This is a genomic window from Calidifontibacillus erzurumensis (assembly GCF_013303125.1).
In the GTDB taxonomy this organism is placed as follows: domain Bacteria; phylum Bacillota; class Bacilli; order Bacillales; family Bacillaceae_J; genus Calidifontibacillus; species Calidifontibacillus erzurumensis.
The window spans coordinates 1-19,681 of sequence record NZ_JABTTE010000008.1 but is presented as its reverse complement, the minus strand read 5'-3'; the positions used below and the strand labels follow the sequence as shown (position 1 = coordinate 19,681).

Below are 19,681 nucleotides of genomic sequence, written 5' to 3'. Positions count from 1 at the left end.
CTCTTTCTAAAAATTGTGAGGGATTGAGATGTCAAAAAAACTTTCAGTACCTTCAATGGTATTATTAATTGTTGCTGCGGGGTTATTATTTCTCTCTATTTTCTTTCCTTGGTGGGGAATGAAGTTTTATGCACCGCAGTATCCGGAAGGGTTAGATATTATTGTATACCCGTATAAATTGGAAAATGAAAATGATGTAGCAATTATTAATGGATTAAACCATTATATCGGCATGAAAGAATTTAGTGAAGAAAATTTTCCTGAATTGAACTACTTGCCATATTTGATCGGTGGATTTGCTATCATTACCCTTGTTGTTGGAATTGTCCGCAATAAAAAATTGTTGTATGGGTTACTTGGATTATTTGTCATCGGCGGTATTTTGGGAGTTTATGATATTCACCGCTGGCTAAAAAGTTATGGAACAAACTTGGACCCTAGTGCTCCGATCGATGTAGATCCTTTTGTTCCTCCTGTTTTAGGTCATAATACGATTGCTAATTTTGTTACAAATAGCTATTTTACAACAGGTACTTTTATTATTGGCCTTGCCTTTATTTTAATGATCATACCTCTTTGGAAGGACCGAGCACAATGAGGAAGTTTTTATATTTTTTTATTATTTCTTTTGCGTTGTTTTCAGCAAATGGCATTACTTTTGCTGAAACAACGTTGCAACATTTAATAGATCAAACGCCGGAAAATGGAGTTTTAAAGCTGGAAGGAAAAACATATGAAGGCAACATCGTTATTTCATCTCCAATTACGATCATTGGCACGGAAAAAACCATTATTAAAGGGGAAGGAAAAGGTAATGTCATTACTGTGAACGCTTCCAACGTAACATTGAAAAACTTAACGGTTACAAATAGCGGCAAAGACCGAAATTCAGGAGAAGAATATGCAGCGATTAAGCTTATGGAAGGGGGTAATACCGTAGAAAATATAAAAATTACCGATTGTTTTCACGGTGTATATTTAAGCCAAGCTCATAATAATAAAATCCAAAATGTAACGGTTATCGGAATGAAAAATGGTGAGATCGGTGGACAAGGAAACGGCTTGCATTTGTATTATTCAAATAAAAATGAACTGATTAACAATTATGTTGAAGGTACAAGAGATGGGATTTATTTTGACTATTCCAATGAAAACATTGCAAAAGGAAACAATATTAAACATACAAGATACGGCTTACATTACATGTACTCTCATCATAACGAATTTTATGATAATGTGTTTAGCTACAATATTGGTGGCGCAGCAATTATGGAATCGCAAGGAACCATTTTGGAAAACAATCAATTTACATTAAATCAAGGGACACGATCGTACGGCCTATTAATGCAATCAAGTGATGATACGGTAATTAAAAATAATTTCTTTTTTCAAAATCAACGTGGAATATTTTTTGATCAGTCACAAAATTCAATCGTAAAAGATAACGAATTTTTACAAAATCAAATTGGTATCGAAATTTGGTCTTCTTCCGCAGGACAAATTTTTAGCGGCAATAAATTTACAAATAATATTGCAGCTGTTCTCACTTTAGGCGGAAAAGACAAAAATCAATGGTTTGAACATGAACGTGGAAATGATTGGGGCAATACAATTCCGGTGCTTGATTTAGATCAAAATGGAATTGGCGATGATCCTGTTGAATATAGATCTTCGTTATATCAATTAGTCGAAGAAAATGAATTGGCTTATTTATTTTTAAAAAGCCCTGCGATTAAAATTTATGAAAAAATGAATGAAGTTTTAAATAAAAAACAAGTGATGGTTACCGATCCTTATCCAGTTGTACACAAGGATCGACCATCGGGAATGAATGTTTCTTACTTGAGCTTTGCATTATTACTATCAGCTGGATGCTTGGTTTACTGGAAAATCATAAGGAGAAGAGCACAATGAATTACATTTGGAAAGAATGGAAGGAACAGTCACGCGGGAAAGGAATTTGGCTAGCGCTTTCGATGATTGTTTTATTATCGTTTTTTATATTGCTTGAAGGCCGCTCATTGCCAACCGAACATGGCTTTACCGTTTTTCTTTTATCATTATTTGAAATGAATATGTTTATTTTACCTTTATTAAGCATATTTATCGCTTCATTTTCAATTATTCAAGAAAAAGAATTAAAAACTTTAATGATATTAACGACAAAGAAAGAGTCTTTTCAAAGTTTTTTATATAAGAAAAGCTTGGCTGTTCAAGCTGTTGTTTTAGGAGTTTTTGCTCTCTGGTATTTCGTTTTTGCAATTTTTATGACAATTTTCTTCCATTTTAATGTTCATTATTTTATTTCTTTCTTATTATCAATTGTATTTTTGCTCATTATTTTCAATCAGATTGGTATTTTTTTAGGAAGCATCTGTAATACAAGGATGCAGTTGATCGGTGCAAATATTTTTACATGGTTTTTCTTCGTTTATTTAGTAGATTTGTTATTTTTATATTTATTGCCAACGGTGTCTTACGAAAATGTTCAATTATTTTCAATCTTTTATTTTTTAGACCCGATTCATACGATTCCATTTTATTTAGAAACATCTTTAGGAGTTTTTTCGCTCGATCATATGTCACGCCTGATGGAGAAAATGGTTTGGGCGTCGCCGGTTTTATTTTTAGTCATTGATTGTTTGTTTTGGGTGGCACTTTCATTCGGTTTGAGCGTCCTACTGAAAAGGAAAGGGTGAAAAAATTTGATTATAATACGCGACTTGTCGCATTCTTACGGCAAAAAAAAGGTGCTTGATTCAGTTAATCTTCATATTGAGAAAAACGAAATATGTGCGCTAGTCGGCAAGAATGGTGCTGGAAAATCAACATTGATCCATCTAATGATAGATTTGTTGCCGCTAAAAACAGGATCTATTTATTTAAACGGCATTCCGGTACAAAAAAAAGGATGGAAAAAAACGGTTTCCTATTTGCCTGAAAAATTTCAGTTATATCCCCATTTGACAGGGGAAGAAAATTTACGATTTTTCGCATCACTAGAAACCGGAACGATTGATGAAGCAAAAATTGAAGAAAAATTAAAGCTTGTTCGTCTTTGGGAAGATCGAAATGAACAAGTGGTTGGCTACTCTAAAGGGATGTTGCAGAGGCTGGGACTATGTGTGATGCTTTATTTCGATACCCCGATTTTAATTTTGGATGAACCTACAAGCGGGTTGGATCCGATTGGCAGAATTGAAATTTTATCGATTTTAAAAGACTTGCAAAATAAGACGGTATTGTTGTCGTCGCACCATCTTGATGAAATTAAACAAGTATGCACCCATGTTGCTTATTTAAAAGATGGAAAAATTGAAAAATTTACCGTTGGAGATTTTGAAAGAAAAATTTTAAAAGAAGGAGTATTAGCATGAAAAAGATTTTAGCTTTTTTAATGGGATTATTTGTCCTTTCCGGTTGTGGTGGATCTTCTTATGATGTTGAAATTGCCGATGTACCAACGTTTATTCCTGAGAAAGCTTCGAAAATATCATTCAAAATAACGAAAGGAAACAAACCGCAAACAGGCCTTGAAGTGGAAGCTAGTTTTGAAATGGAAAAAATGGATCACGGCACGATTGAAATTCCTTTAAAAGAACAACAAGAAGGCGTATATTCGGGTGAAGTGACACTGCCAATGGAAGGGGATTGGCAGGCACTATTATTAATTTCAAATGGAACTGATACAGAAGAGAAACTAGTAACTTTTACTGTAAATAAAGGAGAAGCTTCTGCTGCAGAATTCCCGGAAGGTGTTGTAGCAATAATTAATGGCGATGAAATAACAACTGAGGATCTTGAGTTTTATGAATTTATCAACAATATTCAAATAGCGATGTACCGTGAAGCAGACAAAGCGAAGTATAAAGGAAAAGAATTAGAAGAAGCCATGAAATATTGGGATGCACAAGAAAAAGCTGCAAAAAATAAAAGTACTTTGCTAACACAAATTATAAGACTTCGGGCTATGGCTTTGCTTGCTGAAGAAAAAGGACATACAGCTTCAGAGGGAGAAATACTTGCAAAACTGAATGAGACAAAAAATATGTACAAAACGAGCCCTGTTGCCCAACAGATGATAAAAGAATTCGGTGAAGAAAAGTTTTGGGCTATTCAAGAAAAGCAACATAAAGCGATCGTTTTAGTTTCAAAAGTTCAACAAGATATGATCGATAATGTGAAAAAAGCAAATCCTAAAGCAGAATCAAAGGAAATAAATATGCTAGCTCAAAAGAAATATGAGGAGCTGCTAGTATCCCAAGTTAGTTCATTGGACATTAAAATTAATCAACTTTAATAGAGCTGTAAGGAAAGAGACAGGCATCCCTTTTTTTTGTAAGATGCCTGTCTCCAATGTTTTCCAATTTGTTAATTTTACTTGATAAACGTGATTTTATACTCACAATTTTTATCGCCATTTACATTGCATTTTACCTCTTGAACATGGATTTTCCCATCATATATGTTAGCTAATGCTCCTTCTAGTATGGCTCCTTCCAAATCGCAAACCATGTTTCCTACATGAACGGGAAGGCCTTCGCAAAAACAATCCTCAACCGCAATATGGATTTCATTTTCATTTTGCTCAATAATATGTGGAATGCCAATTTTTAATTGCTCAAAAAGCCCGAGTACTTCTTCTAGTGATGAAGCATTCATACTTTCTCCGATTTTACGGCCAACGGTAATTGTTGTATTTTTTCCACGCATTGGAAGCCCCTGGTACATACCAATTAACCTTATTGAACGAAAAAGTTCTAAAGGTACGAAATTGCCTAACGTATTGCGGTTAATTTTTTTCATATCTTCAAAAGTGAACAAATTCATGAATGATACACTCCCTTAATCTCTTCTACTGGTGAAGAGGACATCACATTTATTATGGGAAATTTGAAAAATAAAAACCTTGATATATATCAATGACTACCTTTTGTTGGAATTGTATGATGAAGCCACAGGAAAGCGGAGGTGAGGCATTTGGTCGTTGAGAAATTGGAAGAGAGGAATGAAGCACCGAGCAATTTATATAAAGAAGCTCTTCAACATTTGAATGATGGCGTGTTGATCATAAGCAGCAATGGAGAAATTCGATTTGCCAATACGACGTTTCTAAAAATGAGTGGGTTTCTTAAAAAAAGAGTAGTAGGAAAGAACTTCAATAAATTATTAAATCTTTGCGCAAAACCGACTGAAAACTGGCAAGGTGTAGTTGATATAAATGGGGAAACCTTCGTAGTTCTAATAAATCCTATTAAAAACAATTTCGGCAAGGTTACAAATGCAATCGTTACTTTTTCCAGTTTTCATAAAAATGGGCTAGATCCGTTGACAAAGCTCCCTAATCGATATTTATTGCAAAAGAAGTTAAAAGAAATTCTTCATATATCTAAAAAAAATGATAAACGATTTGCTGTGCTTTATATCGACCTTGACCGCTTCAAATTTGTCAATGATACGTTAGGTCATTCCTACGGAGATTTATTATTGCAACAAGCTTCCCAAAGGTTGAAAAAACAGATTGCAAACGAGCATATCCTTGCTAGAATGGGCGGGGATGAATTTGTCTGCATTCTGCAAGATCTTCAAAATGAAACAGAAGCTGAACATATAGCCCAAATGATTATCTCTGATTTTTCCAAACCATTTGTATTATGTGAAATTGAAATCCATATTTCAGCGAGCATCGGCATTAGCCTTTTTCCGTTTGATGGAGATGACGAGGAAGTATTGTTGACAAATGCAGATTCCGCCATGTACAGAGCAAAGAAAAAAGGAAGAAATCAGTATGAAAAAGCAAAAGTTGAAGTGAATGCAGGAGCTTTTGAACGGCTAAGTATTGAAAATTATTTGCGAAAGGCTTTAGAAAATGATGAATTCTCATTACATTTTCAGCCGCAATTAGACATAAAAAGTGAAAAAATTATCGGATTTGAAGCATTGCTCAGGTGGTATCATCCTGATTTAGGCAATATCCCACCTTCAGATTTCATTCCGATTGCTGAAGATACCGGACTCATATTGCCGATTGGAGATTGGGTATTAAGACAAGCTTGTTTGCAAGTTAAAGAATGGGAAAAAGTAGGCTTTCATTCTTTGCGCGTTGCTGTAAACTTATCGGCTCAGCAATTTTTGCAAAGAAATATGGTAGAAAAAATTAAAGAAGTTATTAAAGAAACATCAATTCGTCCGCAAAACTTGGAACTTGAAATTACAGAAAGAGTTGTCATTCATGATATTGATTCAGCTCTTTCTGTACTTAAACAGTTAAAAGACATTGGTGTGCATATTTCCATTGATGATTTTGGGACCGGTTATTCTTCGTTAAATTATTTAAAAAGGCTGCCCATTCATACATTGAAAATCGACCGATCCTTTATTTTTGATATTGATACGAACCCGAGTAGCAAAGCGCTGACATCAGCGATAACTTCCATGGCCCATGATCTTAATCTAAATGTCATTGCTGAAGGGGTAGAAACATACGACCAACTTTCATATGTAAAAAAATCAGCCTGTGACGCGATCCAAGGCTTTTATTTCAGCAAGCCGCTTCAAGCTAATGCAGTGATTGAATTTTTACTGAATAATAAAAAGAAAAAATAGGAGGTTTTAAAAATGCTTAACGTTAAAATGGAAGGGAATAAAGCGATTATCGATGTACGTGAAAATATTTTAAGAGGCGAACATCCTCGGGGAGAAATTATTGAATATGTAAAAAACGCCCCTAATGGGACGATTTTTGAAATTCATGTCCCGCTTCGGGCCCAACCATTAATAAATGCTTTAAATGCACTTGGAATGAATGCGATTATCAATGAATTAGGGCCGCAGCATTTTAGAATTATGGCAGTAAAAATCAATGAATAAATATCCCTGTTGAATCAAAACTTCCATATCTAAATAAATATTACTGAATTGATGAAGAAAGCTTAATAGCCCCCTGCTAATTGTTTCAACTGATCTACATTTAATACCTGAATAACTCTGTGCCGCTTTACTGTGATTACCTTCTTTTTTGCAAATGACAGTAATTTTCGGCTCAGAGTTTCAGGTGTTGTTCCTATTAACGAAGCTAAATCCTTTCTGGTCAGTGGCAAAGTAAATTCGTTGCTATTGCTATTGTCTTTTTCAAAAAATAGCAAAATGACACGCGCCAACCTCTTTTCAACCTCCATAAGACTTAACAAACTGATCCATTCATCAGCCCTAGACAAACGATTATTCAATTCGTTAATAAAATGCAGCGCCATCATAGGGTTTTTCCCAAGTTTTTTAATAAATGCTATTTTATCTATTAAACAAACAGTTGTTTTTTCAACAGCTTCTGCATTCGCATAATGGTTGCTATTTTGCAGCAGAGCAAATTGTCCAAAAAAGTCTCCTGGAAACAAAAGACGAATAATTTGTTCTTTTCCTTCTTCATTCAGTTTCGATAACTTAATTAACCCTTGATGAACAATGAAAAGGGTATCAGAACTTTCGCCTTCTTGAAAAATAAGTTCCCCTTTTTTATAGCAACGGCTTATTGTTACTTTCTGCAATTTTTGAATCTCATCATCTGTCATTCCTTGAAAAATAGGGACAAGACGCAAACAGGATTGATAATGATTGATAGTTCCGGAGCAGCACATGATAATCACTTCCTGTGAGAAATTTAACAATTTAAATGTAACTTGATCATTAATATGAATGGTGTGATTTTTATCACAAAATCTTATAAATTTATTAATAAATTCTTTTTTAAATGTTGAATAAATGTTCTCTTCCTAATATTTATTGCGCTATCAATTTAGAAAACGTTCAGCAAAATCTTTGGCTTCATAAAAATATGATGAATGAAGCGAAAAATCAACTTCAAAGAACCGTGAAGTTGATTTTTGCTATCATTATTTCAATAATTTGTATTCAGTATCTTCTTTTCTTTCAGTTCTTAAAATAAAGAATCAGTTTTTGGCACTCGTATTTTGTCTCTGATTTTCGGTACGAATTCTAAATCCCTTCATCCATTAAATCTACCTTTAAAATGGTTGAAAATAAGAATAAATCAATTTAGCACCCAACGTTTTCCAAAGATTTTCTCATTTTGTCATAATCATTTCTTACATATTATCTGAATTATATTACAATAAATATAAAGATTATAGAGAAAGTGTGAGCAGCATTGGATGATAAAAAAATTGTATATATTGTTTCTGATTCGGTCGGAGAAACGGCAGAATTTGTAGTAAAAGCAGTGGCTACACAATTTAATGGAGGTTCTTTTGAAACTTCAAGATACCCTTATGTAAATTGTTTAGAAGATGTTGATCATTTAATGGCAATGATTGACCCGAGTTCCAGCATTATAGCTTATACCATTGTTATCCCTTCGCTTAAAGCATATTTGGACAGAAGAGCACAAGAAGAAGGCGTTGTAGCAATAGATTTGTTAAGTCCGCTCATGGAAGCATTTATGAAAAAATTTAATACGGAACCGAGATATGAACCGAAACTCATGAGAAAGCTAGATGACGATTATTTTCGAAGAATTGAAGCAGTTGAATTTGCTGTAAAATATGACGATGGACGCGATCCGCGGGGACTTTTGAAAGCTGACATCGTGCTGATTGGCGTATCCCGAACTTCGAAAACGCCGCTTTCGATGTATCTCGCTCATAAACGTTATAAAGTAGCTAATGTTCCATTAGTCCCTGAAATAAATCCACCGGAAGAATTATTTCAAATTTCTCGTCATAAATGTGTCGGTTTAGTTATTTCTCCAGACAAACTAAATTTAATTCGGAAAGATCGATTGAAAAATCTTGGCTTAAGAACCGATGCAAATTATGCAAGTATGGAGCGGATTCTCCAAGAATTAGACTATGCGGAGAAAATCATGAAGCGAATTGGTTGTCCGATCATCAATGTTTCTAATAAAGCGATCGAAGAAACAGCTGATGCTATATTGGATATTTTAAAAAAAGGGAGGAGCTCTTTATGATGAAAAAGTATGTTTACTTATTTCATGAAGGAAATGCTGGGATGAAAAAACTGCTCGGCGGTAAAGGAGCCAACTTGGCAGAAATGACTAACATCGGTTTGCCTGTGCCTTTAGGATTTACGATTACAACCGAAGCTTGCAATGCTTATTATAATGAAGGAAAAACAATTTCTAGTGATGTTAGGGTACAAGTTTTGCAGGCATTACGAAAGCTTGAAGAACAAACAGGCAAACAATTTGGCGATTCTTCAAATCCTCTCTTAGTTTCCGTCCGCTCCGGTGCAATGTTTTCGATGCCAGGCATGATGGATACGATTCTGAATTTAGGTTTAAATGAAAAAACGGTTGCTGGAATGGCAACTTTAACAAATAATCCCCGCTTTGCATATGATTCTTACCGCCGTTTTATTCAAATGTTTTCAGATGTCGTTCTCGGTGTTGACGTTTACTTTTTTGAACAATTGCTAGAAGAGTTTAGGAAAAAGAAAGGCTATACATCCGACCCTGAATTAACAGCGGAAGATTGGCAGGAAGTTATTAAAGGATATAAAGAGATTGTTAGAAAGAGAACAAAAAAAGAGTTTCCTGAAGATCCAATAGAGCAGCTCTTTTTATCCATACAAGCGGTATTTGAATCATGGAATAATCAGCGCGCCATCGTTTATCGGAGGCTAAATAAAATACCGGACCATCTCGGAACAGCTGTAAACATTCAAATGATGGTGTTTGGGAATATGGGTGATGACTCTGGTACTGGTGTCGCTTTTACTCGCAATCCGTCAACGGGTGAACGAGTGTTGTACGGTGAATATTTAATAAATGCACAAGGGGAGGATGTTGTTGCTGGTATTCGCACGCCAAAACCAATTTTAGCTTTAAAAGAAGAAATGCCGGATGTTTATAATCAATTTTCTAAAATATGCGATCTTCTTGAACAGCATTACCTTGATATGCAAGACATTGAATTTACGGTCGAACGTGGAAAATTGTTTATTTTGCAAACTCGGACAGGAAAAAGAACGGCGCAAGCGGCTATTCGCATTGCAGTAGATATGGTGGAGGAAGGGATTATTGATAAAAAAACTGCTCTGCTCCGTATCGACCCGGATCAATTAACACAGCTTTTGCATCGCCGTCTTGATGATACGGTGGAACGTATTTTGCTTGCCAAAGGCTTACCTGCATCACCTGGAGCAGCTACAGGACAAGTCGTATTCGATGCCGATGAAGCAGAAGTATTAGGCAATGAAGGCAAAAAAGTAATTCTCGTCCGTCCTGAAACAACACCAGATGATATTCATGGCATTCTAGCAGCACAAGGTGTAGTCACAAGCCGGGGTGGAATGACAAGCCATGCTGCTGTTGTTGCCAGAGGAATGGGTAAACCTTGTATTTGCGGATGTGAACAAATAAAAATTGATTTAGATAAACGACAATTTACTGTAGGCGAGCAAACTGTAAACCAAGGTGATATTATCACAATCGATGGTAGTACAGGAGAAATAATGCTCGGAGAAATTCCAATGATCGACCCGACTTTTTCTGATGAATTCAAACTTCTTTTAGAGTGGGCCGATGAAGTGCGAAAACTTGGAGTACGCGCCAATGCTGATAATCCAGTAGATGCGAAAAAAGCATTTGAACTTGGTGCAAACGGAATTGGTTTATGTCGGACTGAGCATATGTTTATGGATGCAAATCGCGTTCCTATCGTACAAAAAATGATCCTAGCAGAAACCGATGAAGAGAGGAAAGAGGCGTTAGATCAGCTTTTACCAATGCAACAAGGGGATTTTGAAGGCATTTTCGAAGCGATGCAAGGTTTGCCGGTAACGATTCGTTTATTAGACCCGCCACTACATGAGTTTTTGCCTGACAAAGAAGAGCTTTTAGTTGATGTAACCAGACTGAAACTTACTGCCCCAGACAGCAATGAATTGGTGGAGAAGGAAAAGCTGCTAAAAAAAGTAAATCAGCTTGCTGAGTTTAACCCAATGCTTGGTCTGCGTGGCTGCCGCCTCGGCATCATACATCCGGAAATATATGAAATGCAAGTGAAAGCAATCTTTTATGCCACTCTGACATTGATGAAAAAAGGTGTTGATGTAAAACCGGAAATCATGATACCGCTCGTTGGCCATGTTAATGAGCTAAAAGAGATGCGTCAACTTGTTGAAAAAGTTGAAATGCAAATCCAAGAAGAAACTGGATTTGAATTTAACTATTTAATCGGTACGATGATTGAAATTCCTAGAGCAGCCCTTACTGCTGATCAAATTGCAGAAGAAGCTGATTTCTTCTCATTCGGTACGAACGATTTAACCCAAACAACATTTGGCTTTAGCCGTGATGATGCTGAAGGGAAATTTTTGCAAATGTATTTGACTCAAAAATTACTTCCTGAAAATCCGTTCATCGTCCTTGATCAAGAAGGTGTAGGAAAACTCGTTGAAACCGGTGTTCGATTAGGACGGCAAACAAAGCCAAACTTAAAAACAGGTATTTGTGGCGAACATGGTGGAGAAAAACACTCGATTGAATTCTGCTACAATGTTGGGTTGGATTACGTCAGTTGCTCACCATACCGGGTGCCGGTAGCACGTCTTGCGGCAGCCCAAGCAACCATTCGCAAGGAAGAAAATGTTGGGGAAGAAGCGCTTGAGGCGCTGAAATAAAAATTTGATAGTTAAATATAGTTTAAGTTGGTCGGGATTAAGGTGCGCCCACCTTGATTCCAACCAACTTAAAGTTTATTTACCAGTTTTATGATTACTCTATCATGTCAATTATATTTTGATAACCTTTAACAACCGAACTGAATTCCTTAAACAACGACCTCACTGGATGGACTAGTAAATTTTATAGTTTAATGTTACGAACAGTTTTATTCTTAAAAAACACGTTATACTATTTCGACTGATCCATTTTTTTTCTTATATTTCTCCAAATGTAGGCTCCAATTAGTAATATAACACCTATTAAAGCCCCAATGATTTGGTCCAATAGAAGCTCCCCTGTTTTAAAATATCGAATAGTAAAAATGCCACCAAAAATAACTATTATTGTGACTGCAAATCGAATAAGGTATGAATTAATTTCCGATGAGCTCCCCCCTAAATAACAAAATCTTACCATAAATATCCAATTATCTGTTAAACTTTTAAAATTGTAAATTTTTACATATGGTTTAAATGCAGTTTAACATTTTCAGACTTGTCGACTTTTCCATTATTTTATAAAAATAGCATTTTATTTTGAAAATTAAAACATATTATAAACGGTAAAAATAATTAAAATTGCTGTAGTTTTATTTAATTAAAATAGTATAATGATATTGAAAAGGTTTTCATATTTTAATATAGTTTTATTGATCTTATTATAAAAAAAGGAGAGGCTTTTTAATGAGCACGAATGTACAGTTTCGCATTGAAAGAGATTTTCTTGGTGAAAAGGAAATTCCCAAAAATGCTTATTATGGGATACAAACAATGCGAGCAGTTGAAAATTTTCCAATTACCGGTTATCGGATAGATGAAGCGTTAATTCAAGCAATGGCCATTGTTAAAAAAAGTGCTGCCCTTGCTAATCTAGAAATCGGTCAATTAGATTATAAAATTGCGATGGCTATTGTCCAAGCTGCCGATGAAATTATTGCTGGGAAATGGCATGATCAATTTATTGTAGATCCAATTCAGGGTGGAGCAGGAACGTCAATAAATATGAATACGAATGAAGTAATCGCTAATCGCGCATTGGAAATCATCGGTGAACAAAAAGGGAATTATAAAGTAATTAGTCCAAATTCCCATGTAAATATGTCACAGTCAACAAATGATGCATTTCCTACGGCAATTCATTTGGCTCTATTAACGACATTGAATAAACTAATTGAAGTATTGGAAGAGCTTCATAGTGAATTTTTGTTAAAAGCTAAAGAATTTGATGATGTTATTAAAATGGGAAGAACTCATTTGCAAGATGCTGTGCCGATTCGATTGGGACAAGAATTTGCAGCTTATGCAAGAGTGTTACAGCGAGATATTGCACGCATCAAAAGAACACGCGAGTCCTTGTATGAAGTGAATATGGGGGCAACAGCAGTTGGAACTGGCTTAAATGCAGATCCTGATTATATTGACAAAGTGGTTCGTTTTATTGCAGAGTTTAGCGGCCAGCCTATTAAAGGTACGGAAAACTTAGTTGACGGTACGCAAAATACGGATTGTTATTTGGAAGTTTCAGCAGCGTTGAAGACTTGCATGTTGAACATGTCAAAAGTTGCAAACGATTTGCGGATGATGGCATCCGGACCGCGTTGTGGTTTTAACGAAATTAATTTACCTGCACGTCAACCTGGTTCTTCAATTATGCCAGGTAAAGTAAATCCGGTAATGGCTGAAGTTGTTAATCAATGCGCCTTCCAAGTTGCTGGTAATGACTTAACAATCAGCATGGCTTGTGAAGCAGGCCAATTTGAATTAAATGTCATGGAGCCAGTGATTGTTTTCAATTTGCTTCAATCGATCAAAATTATGGCAAACGTGTTCACAGTCTTCCGCAAGTATTGTTTAAGCGGCATTACTGCCAATAGAGAAAAATTACGAGAATATGTTGAGCATAGCGTTGGTATCATTACGGCGATTAATCCGCATGTCGGTTATGAAACAGCTGCATCAATTGCCAAAGAGGCAATTGATACAAAGCGGCCAGTTAGGGACATTGTTCTTGAGCGTGGTGTTCTAACAGCGGAAGAACTGAATGTCATTTTGCAGCCCCATGAAATGACAAAACCAGGCATCGCAGGCAAAGAACTTTTAATGAAAAAACAAAAAGACCAAGAAGATAAATATTTGCAGTCTGTTTAATAATAGTATTGAGTTACTCCACTGGCGTTAAAACAAATATTTAATGCCTGTTTTTCTATCTAGAGCTAAAAAGCATCCTTTTTACTTATAGTCAAGTACAATCATCTCAGTCCGAATCCGTTCTAGATTCGGACTGAAACCTTTGTAAGCTATCATTAAAATGCAGGAGTATGAATACGTCGAGCTTTCTGTAATGCTTGATCTAGGTCTCGAATTAAATCATCAACATGTTCAAGGCCGACGGAAAGACGTAGCAGCCCATCGGTAATCCCTCTTCTTTCTCTTTCTTCTTTTGGCATAGCTGCATGGGACATTGTTGTTGGATAAGAAAGAATTGATTCAACAGCACCAAGGCTGACGGCAAAAACAGGAATCCGTACATGTTCGACGAATGCTTTTGCAGCTTCCCTGTTAGGCAAACGGAACGACAACACTGCCCCAAATCCCCTCGCTTGTTTTTGATGAATGTCACGTCCAGGGTGAAAAGGCAATCCTGGATAAAAAACTTCTTCAACAAAAGGATGATTATTTAAATAGTTGGCAATAAGCTGTGCTGAATCAGAGGACTGTTTTAGTCGGATTCCTAATGTTTTGATTCCTTGAATTAATTGATAAGAGTCTTGAACACCTAATATTGCCCCGAAAGAATTTTGAATATATCCCAATCTTTCACCAAGTTCCTCATCTTTTGTTACTGCAAGACCAGCAAGAATGTCGCTGTGACCTGACAAAAATTTTGTTGCACTATGCAATACAACATCCACACCTAGTTCCAAAGGATTTTGGAAAAAAGGAGTCATAAACGTGTTATCAAGAAAAGTTAAGCAATTGTTTGCTTTAGAGAGTTTTACAACTGTTTCTATATCAGTAATTCGCAAACAAGGGTTGGATGGTGTTTCCATATATATGACTTTTGTATTTGGGCGAATAGCCTGTTCAATAGCATTTAGATCAGTCATGTCGACAAATGTATGCTCAATTCCAAATTTTGTTAATATGTTTGTGATAAAACGGTAAGTTCCTCCGTACACATCTTCGGTAATGAGCACATGATCACCTGTAGAAAGAAGCATAAATGCTGATGAAATGGCTGCCATTCCTGAAGAGAAGGCAAATCCTTTCGTACCTCTTTCCAATTCTGCGATTTTTTGTTCTAATACTTGCCGGGTTGGATTGCCAGACCGACTATAGTCGAATGGACCGAATTCATCAAAACTAGATTGGTGGAATGTTGATGAAAGATAAATCGGTACATTGACAGCACCTGTTTTCAACTCACCATCACTAATTTGACGGTGGATTAATTTCGTTTCAATTTGATCGTTATATTGATTCATCGGCGCAAGCCTCCTATACTAATGTTTTGAAAACTTGTTCTAAATCAGCGATTAAATCTTCAGCGTTTTCAATTCCAACAGAAAAGCGTAAGAGCCTGTCACAAATGCCTCGTCGATTTCGTTCTTCTTGCGGAATGTCTGCGTGTGTCTGAGTAGCTGGATAAGTAATGAAACTTTCAACTCCGCCTAAGCTTTCTGCAAACGAAATAAGTTTTAAATTTTCTAAAAATGGAGCCACCCATTGGCTGTCTTTCAACCTAAAGGAGAGCATGCCGCCTTTTCCAGGGTATAAAACATCTGTAACGAATGGACTTTGTTCTAAGTAGGATGCGATTTTTTTCGCATTTTCTTCATGCTGCTTCATCCGTAAATGAAGTGTTTTTAGTCCTCTAATAAGCAACCATGAATCAAAAGGAGATAAAACTGCTCCAATTGCATTATGGTAAAATTCCAGTTTTTCGCAGATTTCTTTCCCTTTTGCAACGACTAGACCGGCAAGCACGTCATTATGTCCACCGATATATTTCGTGGCGCTATGTACGACGATATCTGCACCAAGATTTAGCGGCTGCTGAAAATAAGGAGTGTAAAATGTATTGTCAACAATTAGTAATAAGCTGTGCTTTTTAGCAAAAGCTGCAAGTTTCTCGATATCGATTTCTTGCATTAGCGGATTTGTTGGTGTTTCTATAAAGATTGCTTTTGTATTTTCATTTATTAATGTTTCCGTTTTTTGTTCATCAACAAAATTTGTGTAGGTTGCTTTTAAGTGATAAAGCTTTTTGTAACTTTCAAATAACCGATAAGTCCCCCCATAAACGTCATCGGAAACTAGCAATTCATCACCGGCGCTGAATAGAGAAAGAACGAGTTGGATCGCACTCATTCCTGAACTACAGGCAAAACCACGTTCACCGTTTTCTAAACGCGCAATTCCTTCTTCCAAAATCGATCTAGTCGGATTTTTTGTACGGGTGTAGTCATAACCAGTTGATTGGCCAAGACCGCTATGCTGATATGCAGTTGACAAATAGATCGGTGGATTGACAGCCCCAGTCTTTTGATCAGCTTTATTCCCTAATTGTACTAATATCGTTTCTAAATGATTTTTTTGCATATTCTTCAGCCCTTTCATAAATAAATCAGGGTAAAAAAGGAGCCTTCATAAGAAGAAGGCTCCCTTTGTATGAAAACTTTCTTCTTATCTTCAAGGCTTAAACTACCTATTGGAATTAGCACCGTGTCTGCTTCGACCGGTTGCTGAGACTTCATTGGGCCAATCCCTCCATCTCTCTGGATAAGAAAATAAGTATGAAATTTTCGGAAAATATAATAATGACCTTATTTTAGTACATATTGAATGGTATGACAAGAGAAATTAAAAAAACTTGTTTGATTGAAAATTTGTAAAATTTCCCCTGATTTTGTGATTGAAGGAATTGAATATTGGAAAATATTAGGATATTCTTAAAGATAAATTGGAATAGTTGGATATTTTCCATAAATTTATCAATTTAGAATAAAGGCCCATTTATTGTATTTTTCGTCAATATTCTACAAATTTTCCTATAGATTTCTTTGTTTTAATAGTTTTTAATTTAAGAGGTTACTAAAATCTATAAAAGATAATAATAAATTGTTTGAATATTTTTATAATATACAATTTAGTATCCAAATGAGGTAAAATATCTATTAAAAATGGCGCTGTGCAAAAGGAGCAAAAACAATGAGTACAACATTAGCCTTGGAGAAATTAATCGAGGAAGATCGTTTCTATCACTATTCACAAGCCTTATACAATACTAAAGATTGGTCAAAAATTGGTGCCGAAATTTACTTGCGCTCAGAATTTGGGGAAGCGGACATGATATTTCGGCAGGCAAAAATTGTGAATAAACTTTTTGAATTAGAAACGAAATCGATTTCAAAAGTGCTGCAAACGTTTTTTAATGAAGAAATCTTAATTACATACTTTTTGTTTATTAATATATTTCCATCAACGATATTGCATCAAAGTTTTCCTAGTTTTATAAATAAGATGAGTAAGCAGTTTAACAGCAAAAGGCAAATGATTGTTTTTGAAATTGTCAATACGGATTATGTTGAGAATTTTTTGCTACTAAAAGAAAGGATAAATCTACTTAAAGACCTTGGGTATCTGATTGCTATAGATGAGATTGGTAAAGGATGGTCATCATTAGATATGATTATTGAATTAGAACCAAATTTTATTAAACTTGATCAATTTTTTTCAAGAAATTTGTCAAGCTCAGATAAAAAACAACAGATGATTAAATCGCTTATTCAATACGCTCACCACGTAGGTATAAAAGTGATTCTAACAGGTATTGAACATGAAACAGATTTATCTATTGCAAAATTGTTAGGAGTAGATATCTGTCAAGGCTACCTTTTAGCTCAACCGAAGCCTCTTCTTAAATAATATAAATCTTTAAATATGGTTTAATGTTTTTTTTTTTTATTTTCATGGAAATAAAAGGAATTCATTCCAAAAATATTGACTGAACTAGATACATGTAATAAGTAATCTTATACAATATTTTGTATCATTTTTGGGATGAATGAGGAAACAAACTATTTTCTAGGTATGTTGTATATTTTTGATTTATGCTGTCAATTTATACAAAGTTTTTTAATAATATTTTCGTCATAAATTGCCCTTCAAGACCTGAAACAATGCAATGAAAAAATAAAAAAGACCACCTTTCCTTTTAGAAAGGCGGTCTAAGATGTTCAATCACGTTACCATTTAAGATAATGGAGACAATCGGGCTCGAACCGACGACCTCTTGCATGCCATGCAAGCGCTCTCCCAACTGAGCTATGCCCCCATAAATTTAGTTAAATCCTATTCACTAAACACATTAAACATTTTAATATCTAAAAATGAAATTGTAAAGCACTAAAGTTAAGGGTTTAAATCTGGCTAAACAACTTCCAATTGCTGTTATTTTTCTATAAATAATTTAGGTCATAAAAGGTATCTTATATATGGATAAACGATCATTATTATTAATTTGGTAAAGGAATTTTAAAATGACAGTAAGGTAAAATAACACTAAACACTGTTCATAAAGGAGTGTGTAGTTAAATGAAGTCATTTCTTTCATTATTATTGGCTTTGGCGATATTTTGCATATTTTCCTTTGAATTTTCAGCAAGTAATGATGAAAAAAATGTTTTAAATCCGAAAGTGATCGATATTAAAACAAGTCCAGTACCGATGGTTAATCAATGGGTGACATTACGACAACATTCAAATGGTGAATTACTTATAGAAGTAGAAGCAATTAATACGAAGGAAGTCAGATTTTGGACTGTACCCGTCAAAAATAAATCATGGCAAGATTCGTGGGAACATAGAAAACTGATTAGTATAGATCGAGATAAAAGTGATGGATGGTCTACAACCTTCTTTTATGGGAAAGAGAATCTCCTGCAATTTATTGTAGTGGAGGCAATTGGTCAAAACGGTCAATCTGATAAGAGACCATTTTATGTTATATATAGAAAATAATATGAATAACAAGTTTTTTAATCAAAAAAATATAAGGAAAGGCTGGTCAAAAAATATTTTCTTAAGGAAATACCAGCCTTCCTTATTCTAATGAATTTTCTGGTTCATCTTTCGTAGGTGCAACATTTTTATCCAGAAAATAGAAAGTAAACATTAAACCTAATAAACCTGCGAACGGGATTACATAACTTATTATATTTCTAATCATTTTTCATTCGCTCCTTTATATTACTTTCTAAATAAAAAAGTTTAATAAATGTATATTATGATTATAACATTTTATTCCAGGTTTTTGAAAGCGTTACCAATAAAAAATCGGAATTTTTAGAAATAATTAATCTGATTAACTAATTGAATAGGAGAAATATAAAGAATTTAATGGTGCTCTGTTGCTCTTTATAGGCATTTCTTTGTTATATTTTCCATATTTGCCTTTCTTCGCTAATATGGACGAAACTTTTTAAATTCATTCTTTTTAGAAAATAAGAGTTCCACTAAGTTTCCGCTTTTTAGATTTTGGATTAAGCAAATTAATTGAAAGTTTGCTTTAAAGGAAATTTGATCTATGTAATTTTGAGTGAATGCTATCCTGACAGTTGTTCCAAGGTGTCATGAAGAAATGTTCTGCGTCGATTATCGTGCATTAAAAAGGGAATTAGGCGGCAAATTGAAATTGTATACATTTTCCTTGTTGAAATAAAACTATATATTTTATTGTTGATTTGTATTTTGAATCATGATATATTATTAAGGTCGCTATTGAGACAACAGAAAAATAAGATTTAATTAATGATAAAAAGTGTTGACTTCTGTGAAGAGGCATAGTAATATATAAGTGTCGCAAACAATGACCATATCATTTAGATGATCTTTGAAAACTAAACAAAATGTCAAGCGTGCGGCAATGTTGAATGTTTCATTCAACGGCCAAGTCAATTTTTGAGTAAGGATTTTCAAT

General features: G+C 34.8%; 17 protein-coding genes, 1 tRNA gene and 1 riboswitch. Of the genes, 12 read left to right on the top strand and 6 right to left on the bottom strand.

The annotated features are described in order from the left end of the window. The first annotated feature begins 28 nt into the window (after window positions 1–28). The 5 genes from HR057_RS07600 to HR057_RS07580 are packed head-to-tail and all read left to right on the top strand — an operon-like array spanning window position 29 to window position 4,300. Entirely contained in the window at window positions 29–598 is a 570-nt protein-coding gene (locus HR057_RS07600) for a hypothetical protein (RefSeq protein WP_173730842.1), read from the top strand. After that, window positions 595–1,914: a nitrous oxide reductase family maturation protein NosD gene (gene nosD / locus HR057_RS07595; RefSeq protein WP_173730841.1), complete on the top strand. Its 1,320-nt coding sequence runs from the start codon at window positions 595–597 to the stop codon at window positions 1,912–1,914. Before HR057_RS07600 ends, nosD begins: the two co-directional genes overlap by 4 nt. Further along, on the top strand, window positions 1,911–2,699 hold the full coding sequence (locus HR057_RS07590; protein ID WP_173730840.1) for a copper ABC transporter permease: 789 nt from the start codon (window positions 1,911–1,913) through the stop codon (window positions 2,697–2,699). The genes nosD and HR057_RS07590 overlap by 4 nt, the downstream gene beginning before the upstream one ends. A 6-nt stretch (window positions 2,700–2,705) precedes the next feature. Further along, on the top strand, window positions 2,706–3,377 hold the full coding sequence (locus tag HR057_RS07585) for an ABC transporter ATP-binding protein (protein WP_173730839.1): 672 nt from the start codon (window positions 2,706–2,708) through the stop codon (window positions 3,375–3,377). Next, complete coding sequence (locus tag HR057_RS07580; protein WP_173730838.1) at window positions 3,374–4,300, top strand: FixH family protein; 927 nt, start codon at window positions 3,374–3,376, stop codon at window positions 4,298–4,300. The genes HR057_RS07585 and HR057_RS07580 overlap by 4 nt, the downstream gene beginning before the upstream one ends. 77 nt (window positions 4,301–4,377) lie before the next feature. Here HR057_RS07580 and HR057_RS07575 read toward each other — a convergent pair whose 3' ends face one another. Continuing rightward, window positions 4,378–4,830: a V4R domain-containing protein gene (locus tag HR057_RS07575; RefSeq protein WP_173730837.1), complete on the bottom strand. Its 453-nt coding sequence runs from the start codon at window positions 4,828–4,830 to the stop codon at window positions 4,378–4,380. Window positions 4,831–4,980: 150 nt separating this feature from the next. Here HR057_RS07575 and HR057_RS07570 point away from each other — a divergent pair, with 150 nt between their 5' ends. Together HR057_RS07570 and HR057_RS07565 are read left to right on the top strand one after the other, a co-directional pair. Then, window positions 4,981–6,606, top strand: a complete 1,626-nt coding sequence (locus tag HR057_RS07570) for an EAL domain-containing protein (protein WP_230474386.1) — start codon at window positions 4,981–4,983, stop codon at window positions 6,604–6,606. Between the two features lie 12 nt (window positions 6,607–6,618). Further along, entirely contained in the window at window positions 6,619–6,870 is a 252-nt protein-coding gene (locus tag HR057_RS07565) for an amino acid decarboxylase (RefSeq protein ID WP_173730836.1), read from the top strand. A 62-nt stretch (window positions 6,871–6,932) separates the two neighbouring features. On the opposite strand, the gene HR057_RS07560 is transcribed toward HR057_RS07565, so the two are convergent. Continuing rightward, window positions 6,933–7,634 carry a Crp/Fnr family transcriptional regulator gene (locus tag HR057_RS07560; RefSeq protein WP_173730835.1) on the bottom strand — a complete coding sequence of 234 codons (702 nt, stop codon included), beginning with the start codon at window positions 7,632–7,634 and terminating at the stop codon, window positions 6,933–6,935. A 530-nt stretch (window positions 7,635–8,164) separates the two neighbouring features. Here HR057_RS07560 and HR057_RS07555 point away from each other — a divergent pair. The 3 genes from HR057_RS07555 to aspA all read left to right on the top strand — a co-directional run bounded on the left by HR057_RS07555 (window position 8,165) and on the right by aspA (window position 13,848). Continuing rightward, window positions 8,165–8,983, top strand: a complete 819-nt coding sequence (locus HR057_RS07555) for a pyruvate, water dikinase regulatory protein (protein WP_173730834.1) — start codon at window positions 8,165–8,167, stop codon at window positions 8,981–8,983. Further along, a complete protein-coding gene (gene ppdK, locus HR057_RS07550) occupies window positions 8,983–11,658 on the top strand; it encodes a pyruvate, phosphate dikinase (RefSeq protein WP_173730833.1) in 2,676 nt (891 codons plus the stop codon). The genes HR057_RS07555 and ppdK overlap by 1 nt, the downstream gene beginning before the upstream one ends. A 726-nt stretch (window positions 11,659–12,384) precedes the next feature. Beyond that, window positions 12,385–13,848 carry an aspartate ammonia-lyase gene (gene aspA, locus HR057_RS07545; RefSeq protein ID WP_173730832.1) on the top strand — a complete coding sequence of 488 codons (1,464 nt, stop codon included), beginning with the start codon at window positions 12,385–12,387 and terminating at the stop codon, window positions 13,846–13,848. A 155-nt stretch (window positions 13,849–14,003) separates the two neighbouring features. Here the strand turns inward: aspA and metC are convergent, their stop codons facing one another. Next, a complete protein-coding gene (metC, locus tag HR057_RS07540; RefSeq protein ID WP_173730831.1) occupies window positions 14,004–15,185 on the bottom strand; it encodes a cystathionine beta-lyase in 1,182 nt (393 codons plus the stop codon). 13 nt (window positions 15,186–15,198) lie between these two features. After that, window positions 15,199–16,302 carry a methionine biosynthesis PLP-dependent protein gene (locus HR057_RS07535; RefSeq protein ID WP_173730830.1) on the bottom strand — a complete coding sequence of 368 codons (1,104 nt, stop codon included), beginning with the start codon at window positions 16,300–16,302 and terminating at the stop codon, window positions 15,199–15,201. Between the two features lie 81 nt (window positions 16,303–16,383). Then, window positions 16,384–16,489, bottom strand: a riboswitch (SAM riboswitch). Window positions 16,490–16,911: 422 nt separating this feature from the next. Between HR057_RS07535 and HR057_RS07530 the strand changes: the two genes are divergently transcribed. Beyond that, window positions 16,912–17,628: an EAL domain-containing protein gene (locus HR057_RS07530; RefSeq protein WP_173730829.1), complete on the top strand. Its 717-nt coding sequence runs from the start codon at window positions 16,912–16,914 to the stop codon at window positions 17,626–17,628. A gap of 336 nt (window positions 17,629–17,964) precedes the next feature. Here the strand turns inward: HR057_RS07530 and HR057_RS07525 are convergent. Beyond that, window positions 17,965–18,037: transfer RNA gene (locus HR057_RS07525), tRNA-Ala, on the bottom strand. 260 nt (window positions 18,038–18,297) lie between these two features. Here HR057_RS07525 and HR057_RS07520 point away from each other — a divergent pair. Then, a complete protein-coding gene (locus HR057_RS07520) occupies window positions 18,298–18,723 on the top strand; it encodes a hypothetical protein (RefSeq protein ID WP_230474385.1) in 426 nt (141 codons plus the stop codon). An 82-nt stretch (window positions 18,724–18,805) separates the two neighbouring features. On the opposite strand, the gene HR057_RS17215 is transcribed toward HR057_RS07520, so the two are convergent. Further along, window positions 18,806–18,931 carry a hypothetical protein gene (locus HR057_RS17215; RefSeq protein ID WP_268990197.1) on the bottom strand — a complete coding sequence of 42 codons (126 nt, stop codon included), beginning with the start codon at window positions 18,929–18,931 and terminating at the stop codon, window positions 18,806–18,808. Between the last annotated feature and the right edge of the window lie 750 nt (window positions 18,932–19,681).